Genomic DNA, 13,516 nt, shown 5'->3' on the forward strand with positions numbered 1-13,516 from the left:
CCGTCGGACGGCTCACAAGGAACCGTCCCGACACCTGGGTTCACTCCCCGGCGGCATCCTCCAGCACCGGCTTGGCCAGGTAGCGCGACAGGGCGTGGGCGATGTTGTTGGGGCGCTGGCCGTCGCCGAACAGCAGTTGCCCGATGCTCAGGCCCAGTTGGCGGTAGCTCTCGAACTGGGCTTCGTCGAAGAACTGGTCGCCGGTGGTCTGGTTGGGGAAGTCCGGGTTGGCGCGCACGTAGTTGAGCACGTCGGTGGGCACGCCCTCGATCAGCCGGGGCTTGATCAGCAGGATGCGGCTGGTGAGGCGGCGCGGGATGTCGGGGTTTTCCCGGTCCGGGGTGTGGAAGACGTTGAGCAGCACGGCGCAGCGGCGGTCGCTCGGCTCGGTGGCGGCGCGCAGGGACTGGGTGCTGCCGAACACCTGGGACAGCAGCGGGTGGCGCAGCACGCCGGGGTCTTCCTCGATCTCCAGGTCGTGGTCGATGCGCGACAGCCGCACCAGGTTGGCCAGGTCGTCGAAGCGGTACTCCGGGTCGCAGCCGCAGTCGCACATCACCACCAGTTCGATGTCGCGGGCGGGGCGCAGCAGCTCGTAGGTGGCGGTGTTCTCGAAGTGGCCGCCGTCGGTGAGGTAGAGCTTGTCGCGGCGATGGCCGTGGAAGCGCGCGGTGAGTTCGTAGAACAGGTAGGTCTGGGTCGGCAACCAGTGGGACGACGCCTCGCCGATCCGCGACAGCGGCTTGGCGCGGCCGACGAAGTTGCTCTGCCACCAGGTGCCCAGGCGCACGTTGGCCAGCCCCAGCAGCAGCGAGAGGCCCAGGCTGGTCTGGCGGCCGAGGCCGGTGCTGGCGGCGGCGCCGGAGGTGGCCACCCACTGGCCGAGGCTCAGCGGCTGGTTGATCTCGCCGCGGCCGTTGGGCGGCTGCCGGGACTTGCGCTGGCCGTCGAGGATGAAGCTGGTGACCTGGTCCTGCTCGCCGCCGGGGGTGTAGCGGTAGGGCGCCACGCACAGCGGCTTGCCCTTGCGGTCGCGCTGCACCAGTTGCTCGGCTGGGTCCACGGTGAGGTTCATGGTGACGTTGATCAGGTGCAGCGGGCCGGCGGTGCGTTTGCCGTAGTAGTCCTTCAGGGGAATGTCGTCCCGCGAGAGGGGCTGCGCCACGCTCATGCGTCGGCGGCTCTGGGCGCAGGAGACGTCGAAGCGCTGGCCGTTGGAGGCGCCCAGGTAGGCGCGGGTCAGGCGGGCGGCGTAGAACGCCTGGAGGCTGGAGAGGTTGATGAAGCCGATGAACTGCCCGGTGACCACCGCCATCACCAGGGCGATGGCCGCCAGCAGGCCGAAGCGGAAGAGCTGCGCATCACCCGCGTGGGCGCCCGGCACCCGGCCGTTCCAGGCGAACCAGTGGGCCAGCAGGCCCCAGGCCAGGGTGACGGCCAGCAGCAGGGCCAGGCCGGCGACCAGCGCCAGGGCGTCCAGGGGCAGTTTCTTCAGCAGGCCGGGGGCGGGTTTCTCGTCACGGCTGCGGGCCAGGTGGCGCACCAGCCAGATCAGCACCGGCAGCACGCTGAAGGTGAGGCTGCCCTGCCAGTGCCGGGCCAGCACCGTGTACAGCTCGAAGGTCAACTGGTGCACCAGGACCAGCACCAGGGCGACAGCCGCCCAGGTGATCGCCGTGCTCAGCGCCCGGGTGACGTTGACCCGGTAGTTGCGCACGTTGTCGGCGTCCAGCCCGCCGTCGTCGGGGTGCTGCTTCAGACGTTGGGACGCCACCAGCGCGGCGCACCAGGCCAGCCCCAGGCCGAGCACCGTGACCACGATCCAGAGCAGGTCGCGGGCAGGCACCGGCAGCCAGTCCGCTGTGTCGGGCACCTGGCAGGTGAGCCAGCCCAGCGCCACGGCCATCGCCAGGGCGCTGCCGGTGGCCCAGTTGAGCAGCGCGGGCGGTTCGTCCTGGGTCTTGCGCGAGTAGATCAGCCAGTACGCCAGCATCAGCGGGGCCACGGCCAACAGGGCGATGCCCAGGAGGTGGTCGCAGAACAGGTTCCAGCGCGAACAGGCCACGCCCTGGGTCAGGGCCAGCAGCGCGGTGACCAGCAGGATCGGCAGCCCGATCACCAGGTGCACGGCCACCCAGTTGCGCCAGGTCATCGCCAGGGCGTAGAGCAGGTCACCGGCGCCGGTGGGCGTCAGGTAGCGGCCGTTCTCCCGCAGCCAGGCGGTGGGCCCGGCGCCGACTGGGGCCGCGCGGTAGTTGGTGGAGGAGTGGATGCGCCCCGGCGGCTGGTAGCTCAGCACCCGGTAGGCGTCCTCGGCCGCCTGGCGCGCCTGGGCCTGCTCGGTGCCCGTGCTGGGACGCAGGCGCCCGGGCTGGAACAGGCTGGAGAAGAACGAGCCCATGTAGCCGCCGCCGCTCACGGTGGAGAGGTAGTCGAAACGCGGCAGCAGGCGCTCGGCGGGGGCGTCGCCGGTACTGCCGAGGGGGCGGTTGGCGGGGGTGTAGGGCGCGCGGGCCAGGGCCTGGAGCACGCCGAAGCAGAAGGTGGCGCTGCGGATGCCGCCGCCGGAGAGGGCCAGGGCCCAGGGGCGGCGGCGCGGTTCCGCCGGGGTGTCGATGCCGAGCGTCTCGCGGCGCCAGTCGATGCGTTCCTGTTCGGCCTTGTATTGGTCTTCCACGTGCCCTCCCTGGTGCGATGTTGCCTACAGCTCCTTACTAAAGCAGGTGCCGGGCATTCCGCCAGCCAGGCGTCGGGCTCAGCGCGGGCCTCCCGGGCAGGTTCCCGCTTCGCCCAGGGGGCGCCGGGCCAGGCCGATGGCCAGTACCAGGGCCAGCACCAGCATGCCGCCGACGAACAGGCCGATGCCGTGCCAACCGGCCTGGTGCCAGAACAGCCCGCCGAGGGTGCCGGCCACGCCGGAGCCGGTGTAGTAGAAGGCCTGGTAAAGCGACGCCGCCTGGCCCCGCGCCTGGGTGGCACGGCGGCCGACCCAGCTGCTGGCCACCGAGTGGGCGCCGAAGAAGCCGAAGGTGAACAGCAGCATGCCCAGCAGGATCAGCGGCAGCGGCGCCAGCAGGGTGAGGCCGAAGCCGACGAGCATCAGCAGGATCATCACCCACAGCACTTTCTGCCGGCCCACCCGGTCGGCCAGGGAGCCGGCCATGGCCGAGCTGTAGGTGCCGGAGAGGTACACCACCGAGAGCATGCCCACCGCCGCCTGGCTGAGGTGGTAGGGCGCCTGCAGCAGGTGGAAGCCGATGTAGTTGAAGAAGGTCACCAGGCTGCCCATCAGCAGGAAGGCCTCGACGAACAGCACCGGCAGCCGGGCATCGCGCAGGTGCAGGGCGAAGCCGCCGGCCAGGTTGCCCAGGGTAATCGGCCGGGGCCGGAAGTGCCGGGACTCCGGCAGCAGGCGCCAGAACACCAGGCCGGCGAGCAGCGCCAGCAGGCCGATGCAGGCCAGCACCCAGTGCCAGGACAGGTAGTCCACCATCACCCCGGCCACCAGGCGGCCGCACATCCCGCCGATGGCGTTGCCGCCGATGTACAGGCCCACCGCCAGCCCGGTGTGGGCCGGGTGGATCTCCTCGCTCAGGTAGGTCATGGCCACGGCGGTCAGGCCGCTGAGGGAGAGCCCCACCAGCACGCGCATCAGCAGCACCAGCTCCCAGCGGGTCATGGCGGCGCTGGCGAGGGTGAACAGGGCCGCGCAGAGCAGCGAAACGCCCATTACCCGCTTGCGCCCCAGGGCGTCGGACAGCGAACCGGTGAACAGCAGGCCCACCGCCAGCGCCAAGGTGGACACCGACAGCACCAGGCTGGCCTGGGCAGCGCTGATGGCGAAGGCCTGGGCCAGCACCGGCATCATCGGTTGCACGCAGTAGAGCAGGGCGAAGGTGGCGAAGCCGCCGCAGAACAGCGCCAGGTTGGTGCGCAGGAAGGCGGCGCTGCCTTTCTCGATATGGGTGGGCGGCTCGGCAGGCGCGCCGGTGGCGGTCTGGCGCTCGGGGTGGCTCATCGGGGACCTCATCACGCGAATCAGGCAGTCGGCCCGTCGGGGCCGTGGCCCGCTGCTGGCGGGCTCTGGGGGACGGTGAAAAGCCTATCGGTGCGCAATACGCGTTTCCAATATATTGTTCGACATCTTTGATATCTGAAACCTATCAATCGCCACGATGGAACTCCGCCACCTGCGTTACTTCATTGCCGTCGCCGACGAACTCCATTTCGGTCGCGCGGCGGAGCTGCTGGGCATATCCCAGCCACCGCTGAGCCAGCAGATCCAGGCCCTGGAGGAGGAGCTGGGGGCGCGACTGTTCGAGCGCACCAACCGCCGCGTGGCCCTCACCGAGGCCGGTCGGCTGTTCCTCGACGAGGCGCGCCAGATACTCGTCCAGGTGGACCAGGCGGCCGAGGTGGCGCGCCGTGCCCAGCGCGGCGAGCTGGGTCAATTGAAGCTGGGGTTCACCTCCTCGGCGCCGTTCACCTCGGTGATTCCTGGCGCCATCCTGCGCTTTCGCCAGGCCTTCCCCGAGGTGCAGCTGGAACTGCACGAGCTGAACAGCCGGGAGGTGGCCGACGCGCTGCTCAACGGGCGCATCCAGGTGGGGCTGATCCGCCCGTTGCCGTTGCCGGAGTCTTTGGTGGCGGTGGAGCTGTTCCGCGAGCCGCTGGTAGCGGTGCTGCCCGCCCAGCACCGGCTGGCAGGTGAGAGCGCCGGCCTGCACCTGGCGGAGCTGGCGGCCGAACCCTTCGTGTACTTCCCGCGCAATGCCGGCACCGGCCTCTACGACCAGGTGATCGCCCTGGCCCACGAGGCCGGCTTCAGCCTGCGCATCACCCAGGAATCCCACAGCGCACTGACGCTGATCGGGCTGGTGGCGGCGGGGCTCGGGGTTTCGGTGCTACCGGCGTCCTTCACCCGCATGCACTTCGATGGCGTGGTCTACCGGCCATTGCTGGACGCCGGCGCCACCACTGCCGTGTGGCTGGTACGCCGGGATGACGAGCGCTCACCGCTGTCGCGGGCTTTCATCGAGCTGATCGCGCCCTGAACGCGCGTGCTTGCGGCCCGTCATGGCCGCGCAGGGCATGGCCAGGTGCTGCGGGGGCGGAGGGCTGGGTTCGGCGTTCAGCGAGGGGGCGGGTGACGGGGGAGGGCCCGTGAAAGGGCGGGGGAATGCAAAACGACCCGCCATGCCTGGACGCTCGATCGGCATGGCGAGTCAGAAGGGAGAGCGGGGGATCAGCGGAACGCGGGCACCACGTGCTTGATGAACAGGTCCAGGGACTTCTTCTTCTCGGCGTGGGGCAGGCTGTTGTCACACCAGAAGCTGAACTCGTCCACACCCAGCTCTTGGTAGTAGCGGATGCGCGCGATGATCTCTTCCGGGGTGCCGATCATGGTGTTCTTGCGGATGTTCTCCAGCTCGAATTCGGGGCGGTCCTTGAACTTCTCTTCCGGGCTGGGCGGCAGGATGCCGTTGACCGGGGTCTGCTTGTTGCCGAACCAGGCGTCGAAGGTGCGGTAGAAGCGCGAGATGGCAGCGGCGCCGAGCTTCCAGCCTTCCGGGTCGTCCACGCTGTGCACGTGGGTGTGGCGCAGCACCATCAGTTGCGGGCGCGGCACCTCCGGGTTGTTGGCCAGGGCGGCCTCGAACTTGTTCTTCAGGTCCAGCACTTCCTCGTCACCCTTCATCAGCGGGGTGACCATCACGTTGCAGCCGTTCTTCACCGCGAAGTTGTGGGAGTCCGGGTCGCGGGCGGCGATCCACATCGGCGGGTAGGGCTGCTGGATCGGGCGCGGGGAGGAGGTGGAGGTGGGGAACTTCCAGATCTCGCCGTCGTGGGCGTAGTCGCCCTGCCACAGGGCCTTCACCGCCGGGACCATTTCGCGCAGGTGCTGGCCGCCGTCGGTGGCCGGCATGCCGTTGGCGAGGCGGTCGAACTCGAACTGGTAGGCGCCACGGGCCAGGCCCACTTCCATGCGGCCGTTGCTGATCACGTCCAGCAGGGCGCATTCACCGGCCGCGCGAACCGGGTTCCAGAACGGCGCGATGATGGTGCCGGCGCCCAGGCGGATGGTGGTGGTGCGGGCCGCGAGGTAGGCCAGGGTCGGCATCGGGCTGGGGGAGATGGTGTACTCCATCGAGTGGTGCTCGCCGATCCAGACGGTGCTGAAGCCGCCGGCCTCGGCCATCAGCGTCAGTTCGGTCAGGTCTTCGAACAGCTGGCGGTGGCTGATGCTCTCGTCCCAACGCTCCATGTGTACGAAGAGGGAGAATTTCATTTCGCTTACCTCGGGCTTTTTGTTGTTGGCCGATGCGATGACCCGCCTGCAGCGGGCATTGCCGGGATGTTCAGGCCACCGGATCCGCTCGGGATACCGCTGGTCGGCTGTTGCGATATTGGTATACCATAATATGGAATGTCCGCAAATACAATCTGTCGGCCTCAAGGAATCCGAGCGAGATGAACATAAAACAAAAACTCACGATGGCCTTTGCCGCCATCGCCAGCGTGCCGGTCGTCCTCGTGGCGGTGCTGATCGTCCTCAACCTGCGCGGGGAGGCGCGCGAGGACTTCCTCGACAGCAGCGGCCGCGAAATCCGCCAGGTGGAGAACGCCATGAAGCTGTTCTTCGAGGGCATCAGCCAGAACGTCGACTACCTGGCCACCCACCCGCGCCTGCAGGCGGTGGATGGCAGCCTCAAGCAGTACATCGCCGCCAACGCAGCGGACCTGCCCACCGGCCCCCAGGACGAGCAGGTGTTCGAGCTGTTCAACGGCCTGGCCAAGTCCCACCCGGCCTATGCCTACCTGTCCCTCGGCACCCAGCAGGGTGGCTACGTGTTCTGGCCCGGCGACCCCAAGCTCGCCTGCTACGACCCGCGCACCCGTCCCTGGTACCAGGCCGCCATGGCCCAGCCGGGCAGGACGCTGCGCACCTCCGCCTACTACTGGGCGGCGGACGACGTGGTGCTGGTGAGCACCGTGCGCAGCTTCGCCAACCAACTGGGCGACCCGGGCGGCGTGGTGAACATCGACGTGTCGCTCAAGCAGCTGACCGACCTGGTCAAGCAGATCCGCCTGGGCGAGAGCGGCTACCTGATGCTGCTGGAAGGCAACGACAAGGTGCTGGTGGACCCCAACGCACCGGAGCACAACTTCAAGAACCTCAGCGACCTGGGCGAGGGCTACGCGCAACTGGCCAAGGCCGGCACCGGCCTGGAAGAGGTGGTGCTGGGCGGTGAGCGCTACATGGCCAACGTCTGGACGTCCGACGCGCTGGGCTGGCGCTTCATCGGGGTGATCCGCGAGGACGAGGTGATGGCTTCGGCCACCCGCCTGAGCTGGGTGATCGCGCTCATCGCCCTGGCCTGCGGCGGCCTGTTCGCGCTGGTCGGCGGCTTCTCCGCCGGGCTCATCGTCAAGCCGATCCGTGGCGTGGCCAGCGGCCTGGAAGGCATCGCCCAGGGTGAGGGCGACCTCACGGCGCGCCTGGACGTGCGCGGCCAGGACGAAACCGCACAGCTGGCGGGGTGGTTCAACCAGTTCCTCGAAGCCATCCGCACTCTGATCCGCCGTATCGGTGATGCCGCCGGGGAGATCCACAGCACCTCCGGCCGCTCCACCGAGACTGCCCAGGACCTGGCCGAGGTCGCCAGCCGCCAGCGCGAGGCGGTGGACATGGTCTCCACGGCCTTCCACGAGATGGTCGCCACCTCCAACGAAGTGGCGCGCTCCTGCAGCCAGGCCGCCGACTCCGCCGACAGCGGCCAGCGCCAGGCCCACGACGGCCAGCGGCAGATCGACGAAGCGGTGACCAATGTCGACCGCCTGAGCCGCGAGATCGGCCAGTCCGCCGAGGCCATGCAGCAGCTGGAGCAGGACAGCAACGACATCCAGTCCATCCTCGGCACCATCAGCTCGATTGCCGAGCAGACCAACCTGCTGGCGCTCAACGCTGCCATCGAGGCGGCCCGTGCCGGCGAGCAGGGCCGGGGCTTTGCCGTGGTGGCCGACGAGGTGCGGGCTCTGGCCAAGCGCACCGCCGATTCCACCAGCGAAATCGACACGCTGCTGGGCAACCTGGCCCGCCGCACCCACCAGATGGGCAAGCAGATGCATGCCAGCCTGGAGGTCTCCCAGGAAACGGTGGTGTCGATCAACCAGGCCCGGGCGAGCTTCGAGCTGATCCGCGAATCGGTGGACGTGATCCGCGACATGAACACCCAGATCGCCACCGCCGCCGAAGAGCAGCACCAGGTGGCCGAGGACATCAACCGCCACATCAGCCAGATCCACGGCGATGCGCAACTGGTGGCCAACCTCGCCGAGTCCACCCGCGGCGATGCCCACAACCTCACCGACCTCAGCAACGAGCTGAACCAGCTGGTGCGGCGCTTCCGTACCTGATCCTGAATCGCAAAAGGCCCTGCTGGAGATGCTTCAATCCCGCAGGGCCTTTTGCATGTATCTGCCCTCAACGGGGCGGGCTGTCCTGCAGGGGGATGGCCTGCAGCAGGGGCTGCTGACGTTGCGCGCGGATGGCGATGACCACCAGCACCACCAGCACCCCGGCGAGGATCGCCGAGGAGCCGACCGTGCCGAAGTCCAGGCCGCCCTTGGCGTGGGGTTTGGTGAGGACGTCGCCGAGGGTGGCGCCGAACGGGCGGGTGAGGACGAAGGCCAGCCAGAACAGCAGCACATGGGACAGGCGGGTGAAGTAGTAGGCCAGGGCCACGGCGGCGATCAGGCTGCCGATCAGCAGGGCACCGCCGGCGAAGCCGAGGCCGGAGTCGTCGGCCAGGTAATCGCCCAGGGCGGTGCCGAGGGTGTTGGAGACGAGGATGGCGATCCAGTAGAAAAGCTCGCCGCGACGGCTGTCGATGTGGTCCACGGACAGGGATTTCTCGCTGAACCGCCACACTGCCAGGACGCCAAGCAGCAGCGAGATGAGGATCGCCGAGCCGCTGGCATAGCCGAGGCCGAGGGTGCGGTCCATGAAATCGGACATGGTGGTGCCGGCGGTGCTGGTGGTGAGGATCACTGTCCAGTACAGGGCCGGGTTGTAGGTGCGGGCGCGGAGCTGGGTGACCAGGGAGACGAGGAACAGGCTGATGAGGATCATCGAACTGATGGCGTAGCCGACGTCCAGCGTCATTGACAGCAGGTCGCCGGCGGTTTCGCCGAGTGTGGTAGCGCAGATCTTCATCACCCAGAAGGCCAGGGTGATCTGGGGAAGCTTGTTCATCGGCGTGGTGTCCTCGCGAAGGGGCCTGCGAATGGCAGGGTGCGAGGCGATGCTGCGGGTCATTGCGTCAAGCGCGGGTCAAGCAATCCTGAAAAAAGCGTGAAGGGCGCTGGCTGGCAGGGCGTCCTCGACAATTTGCCAAGGTTTAATTCACGAACTTTTGATATCGCGCTTTCTACTCTCGCTGGCGAATCGACAGGGACGATCCCTTCGCTGCGTGAGCCTACCGATGTTCAAGAACCTCTCCTTCCGCCCCGAAAGCCTGGCCCTGCTGGCGAGCGTGCTGCTGCTGGCGCTGTACAACTACCCCCTCTGGTCCCACCTCTCCAGCATCGTTCCGGCGGGTGCCGGTGGCATCGGCCTGCGGGTCGCCTTCGGGGTGATGGTGCTGTCCATCTTCAGCTTCGTGCTGGCATTGCTGTCGTTCCGTTGGGTATTCAAGCCGGTGCTGATCGTGCTGTTCATGGTCAGCTCCGGGGTCGCCTATTTCATGGGCCAGTACGGCGTGATGATCGACGCCAACATGCTGCGCAACGTGGCCGAGACCGACATCAAGGAAGTGCACGGGCTGATGTCCCTGAGCCTGCTGCTGCACATCCTGCTGTTGGGCGTGCTGCCCAGCTGGCTGCTGTGGAAGGTGCCGGTGCGGCACCGCTCGCTGCGCCGCGAGCTGGTGGGCAAGGTGGTGCTGGCGGTGGGGTCGGTGGCGGTGCTGGGCGGGGTGGCGCTGGTCAATTACCAGGGCCTGGCCTCGCTGTTCCGCAATCACCATGAGCTGCGTCTGCTGGTGGTGCCGAGCAACTACCTGAATGCGTCCTTCGGCTACGTGCGCGAGCAGCTGGCCACCGCCCAGGAGCCGCTGCGCAGCATCGCCACCGATGCCCGCAAGTCTTCTGCCTGGGTGGGGCACCAGCGCAAGTCCCTCACCGTGCTGGTGGTGGGCGAGAGCGCCCGGGCCGACAACTTCGGGGTGCTGGGCTACGCCCGTGACACCACGCCGAAGCTGCGTGCCGAAAGCGGTCTGCTGGGCTTCACCAATGTGCACTCCTGCGGGACCGAGACTGCCGTGTCGGTGCCCTGCATGTTCTCCAACCTCGGGCGGGCCGGCTATGACGCCACTCAGGCACGCACCCAGGAAGGCCTGCTGGACGTGCTCAAGCGCGCCGGCCTGACGGTGAGCTGGTGGGACAACCAGTCCGGCTGCAAGGGCGCCTGCGACCGCGTCGACCAGGTGGACCTGAGCCACCGCCAGGACCCTGACCTGTGCCGCGACGGCGAGTGCCGCGACGAGATCCTGCTGCGCGACCTGCAGGCCTACATCGACCAGCTCAAGGGCGACACCGTGCTGGTGCTGCACCAGGCCGGCAGCCATGGGCCGGAGTACTACAAGCGCTACCCGCAGGGGTTCGAGACCTTCACCCCGGTGTGCCGCAGCAACGCGCTGAACGACTGCAGCCAGGAGAGCATCGTCAATGCCTACGACAACACACTGGTCTACACCGACCACGTGCTGGCGAGCCTGATCGATATCCTGCGCCGCAACCAGGATCGCCTCGACACCGCGATGATCTACCTCTCCGACCACGGCGAGTCCCTGGGCGAGTACAACCTGTTCCTCCACGGCACGCCCTATGTGCTGGCACCGGACCAGCAGAAGCATGTGCCGTTGCTGGCCTGGTTCTCCGACAGCTACACCCAGGACTTCGGCCTGGACACCGGCTGCCTGGCCAAGGACCGCGAGAAGCCGCTGAGCCAGGACAACCTGTTCCATTCCCTGCTCGGCCTGCTGCAGCTGCAGACCACGGCCTACAACGACGGGCTGGACCTGTTCGCCGGCTGCCGGGTCCGCCAGGCCGGCTCGACGTTGGCGGGCACAGGGTCGTGATCGTGGCACTTCGCGCGCGGGCCGGCTGATCCATGCCGGCCCCCAGCAAGCAGCCGCTGGAGCGGCGCATCGTCCTGGCCTTCGTGGTGATGACGCTGCTCGTCAGCGGCCTGTTCTCCCTGGGTATCGTCGGCATCGTGCACTGCCTCGAAGAGAACCTGGTCTCCGAGGAAATGAGCCGCGAGCTGGATTTCGCCATGCGCCGCGAGGTCAGCTATGACCAGGCAGCGCGCATCGATGCCAGCACCCGCTTCTACAGCTCCGAGGGCGGGCACGGCAGCCTGCCGGTGCGCTTCGTCGACCTGCCGGAAGGCTTCTCCGAATGGGTGGCCGGTGACGAGGCCTACTACGTGTTCAAGCGTGCCCACGCCGACCATGTGGACATGCTGGTGGAGGAGCAGCACGAGTTCGAGGCTCGCGAGCACATGCTGTTCGCCGTGGTGGCCGCCGGGTTCGCCCTGAGCGTGCTGGGCGCCTGGGGCCTGGGCCGGCTGCTGGCGCGACGGGTGATGTCGCCGGTGCGGCGCCTGGCCCGGCAGGTGCGTCACCGCGACCTGCTGTTGCCGTTGGCACCGCGCCTGGCGCCGGACTACCCCGACGACGAGGTGGGGCGGTTGGCGGCGGCCTTCGACGAGACCCTTGGGCAACTGCGCGAGACCCTGGAGCGCGAGCGCCTGTTCACCAGTGACGTGAGCCATGAGCTGCGCACCGGCCTGATGATCATCATCACCTCCTGCGAACTGCTGCAGGCCACCGAGCACCTGAGCCGCGCCGAGCGTGGCCAGGTGGCCCGCATTGCCCGGGCCAGCGGCGAGATGAACGACCTGGTGCAGACCTTCCTGCGCCTGGCGCGCAACCGCGAGGACGGTTGCCGCACCGGCGAGAGCGTGGCGCTGGATGCCCTGGCGGCCGAGCAGGCACGGCAATGGACTGTGCAGTTCTCCGCCAAGGGCCTGGCCTTCGAGGTGGTGGAGGAGGGGCTGCCGGCTGGACGCTACGAGGCGCCCCTGCTAAGGACGGTGATGTCCAACCTGTTGCGCAATGCCCTGCACTACACCGAGAAGGGCCGCGTGCGCCTGGTGCTGGTGGCGTCCGGGTTTCGCGTGGAGGACACCGGGGAAGGCATCGCCGAGTCCGAGCAGGAACGCATCTTCCAGAGCTTCGTGCGGGGCGAGCGGGCGCGGGGTGAGGGGCTCGGCCTGGGGCTGTCCCTGGTGCGGCGCATTTGCGAGCAGCAGGGGTGGCGGGTTGACGTCCGTTCAGAACCTCGGCGAGGGAGCTGTTTCACGGTCAGCCTCGAGGGCTGATCCCGGCAACCGACAAGGAGGCCCATGGCCATGGCTGAATCCTGGAACCGCTACGGACGCGCGCTGTTCGCGGGCGTGGCGCTGGTGCTGCTGGTTGGCCTGTGCATTCCGGCCTGGCGGCATTTCTACCCGGTCACGGCTGCCGAGGGCTGGACCTTCCGCGTCAGCCTCTCGGGGCTGGAGAAGGTGAGCGCCTTGCTACCCGATGGCGCAGGTGGCGCCTACCTCAGCGAGGAGCTGGGAAACGGGCAGGGACGTCTCCTGCGCAGCCTCTCCGGCGGTACCAGCCTGGAGCTGGAGGAAGGGTTGTCGAAGCCCGACGGCATGGTGCAGTACCGCGGCGGGATCGCCTTCAGCCAGGAGGAGGGCGAGCACCCGGTATTGTGGCTGGCCGACGGTGTGGTTCACGTGTTGTTCACGGCCATCAACGTGGAAGGCCTGGCCACCGACGGCCACCACCTCTATGCCATCGAGGATCGCAAGGGCGACGGGCGGCTGCTGCGCTACGCGCCCACCACCGGCGAGGTGAGCACCCTGCGCGACGGCCTGGAAGAGGGCGAGGGCGTGGCGGTGTGCCCGGACGGGCAGGTGTACTACTCCGAAAAGCAGAAAGGCATCGTCCATGCCCTGCGCCTGGAGCAGGCGAGCGACCCGGTGGTGCTCGACCAGCTGCGCCAGCCGGGCTACCTGCTGTGCAATGGCGAGGGGCTGTGGGTCAGCGAAGACGCCACCCACCAGGCGCGCCTGCTGCTCTGGGACCGCAAGAATGAACCGCGCGTGGTGCTGGATCACCTGCGCTCGGCGCAGACCCTGGTGGAGGTCGCGCCCGGCCGCTACCTGCTGGCCGAGCAGGGCCGTAATCGGGTGCTGGAACTCCGCCACGAGGGCCCTGCTGAAAAAAAATAGCGGCCGACGAATTCTTCACACAGGTGTGACATCGTTTTGACATTGCGGGCTTTAGTCTTGGCCCCAAGGATGCGGAAAAGGTGGCCTCCCTCTCCTGGGCCTCCGGCTCCTCTCCTCATCGCTGTTCCACCCCGTGTCCGGTGCCATACGGGACAACCGGAC

9 protein-coding genes are annotated in these 13,516 nt (G+C 68.1%); 5 read left to right on the forward strand and 4 right to left on the reverse strand.

Going from position 1 to position 13,516, the window contains the following annotated elements:
- Nucleotides 1-40: 40 nt before the first annotated feature.
- Both BM198_RS02965 and BM198_RS02970 read right to left on the reverse strand, forming a co-directional pair.
- Nucleotides 41-2,677, reverse strand: coding sequence for a patatin-like phospholipase domain-containing protein (locus tag BM198_RS02965; protein ID WP_074967664.1), 2,637 nt, complete (start codon nt 2,675-2,677; stop codon nt 41-43).
- Between the two features lie 78 nt (nt 2,678-2,755).
- Nucleotides 2,756-4,018 carry an MFS transporter gene (locus tag BM198_RS02970; RefSeq protein ID WP_044412758.1) on the reverse strand — a complete coding sequence of 421 codons (1,263 nt, stop codon included), beginning with the start codon at nt 4,016-4,018 and terminating at the stop codon, nt 2,756-2,758.
- A 157-nt stretch (nt 4,019-4,175) separates the two neighbouring features.
- Between BM198_RS02970 and BM198_RS02975 the strand changes: the two genes are divergently transcribed.
- The gene (locus tag BM198_RS02975; RefSeq protein WP_074967666.1) at nt 4,176-5,054 is read left to right on the forward strand and encodes a LysR family transcriptional regulator; all 879 of its coding nucleotides are present in this window, start codon (nt 4,176-4,178) and stop codon (nt 5,052-5,054) included.
- A 191-nt stretch (nt 5,055-5,245) separates the two neighbouring features.
- Here the strand turns inward: BM198_RS02975 and BM198_RS02980 are convergent, their stop codons facing one another.
- The gene (locus BM198_RS02980; protein WP_074967669.1) at nt 5,246-6,289 is read right to left on the reverse strand and encodes an LLM class flavin-dependent oxidoreductase; all 1,044 of its coding nucleotides are present in this window, start codon (nt 6,287-6,289) and stop codon (nt 5,246-5,248) included.
- Nucleotides 6,290-6,471: 182 nt separating this feature from the next.
- On the opposite strand from BM198_RS02980, the gene BM198_RS02985 reads away from it, so the two are divergent.
- Nucleotides 6,472-8,418 (forward strand): methyl-accepting chemotaxis protein, encoded by a 1,947-nt coding sequence (locus tag BM198_RS02985; RefSeq protein ID WP_074967671.1) that lies wholly within the window; start codon nt 6,472-6,474, stop codon nt 8,416-8,418.
- 67 nt (nt 8,419-8,485) lie between these two features.
- Here the strand turns inward: BM198_RS02985 and BM198_RS02990 are convergent, their stop codons facing one another.
- Nucleotides 8,486-9,256 (reverse strand): COG4705 family protein, encoded by a 771-nt coding sequence (locus BM198_RS02990; protein WP_044400299.1) that lies wholly within the window; start codon nt 9,254-9,256, stop codon nt 8,486-8,488.
- Between the two features lie 229 nt (nt 9,257-9,485).
- Between BM198_RS02990 and BM198_RS02995 the strand changes: the two genes are divergently transcribed.
- From BM198_RS02995 to BM198_RS03005, 3 genes are read left to right on the forward strand one after another with little or no spacing between them, the layout of a single operon-like run.
- Nucleotides 9,486-11,141, forward strand: a complete 1,656-nt coding sequence (locus BM198_RS02995) for a phosphoethanolamine transferase (RefSeq protein ID WP_074967673.1) — start codon at nt 9,486-9,488, stop codon at nt 11,139-11,141.
- Between the two features lie 32 nt (nt 11,142-11,173).
- Nucleotides 11,174-12,448 (forward strand): sensor histidine kinase, encoded by a 1,275-nt coding sequence (locus tag BM198_RS03000; protein ID WP_074967675.1) that lies wholly within the window; start codon nt 11,174-11,176, stop codon nt 12,446-12,448.
- 30 nt (nt 12,449-12,478) lie between these two features.
- Nucleotides 12,479-13,354, forward strand: coding sequence for a hypothetical protein (locus BM198_RS03005; RefSeq protein ID WP_074968036.1), 876 nt, complete (start codon nt 12,479-12,481; stop codon nt 13,352-13,354).
- Nucleotides 13,355-13,516: the final 162 nt, after the last annotated feature.

This window comes from Metapseudomonas otitidis (genome assembly GCF_900111835.1).
Lineage (GTDB): Bacteria > Pseudomonadota > Gammaproteobacteria > Pseudomonadales > Pseudomonadaceae > Metapseudomonas > Metapseudomonas otitidis.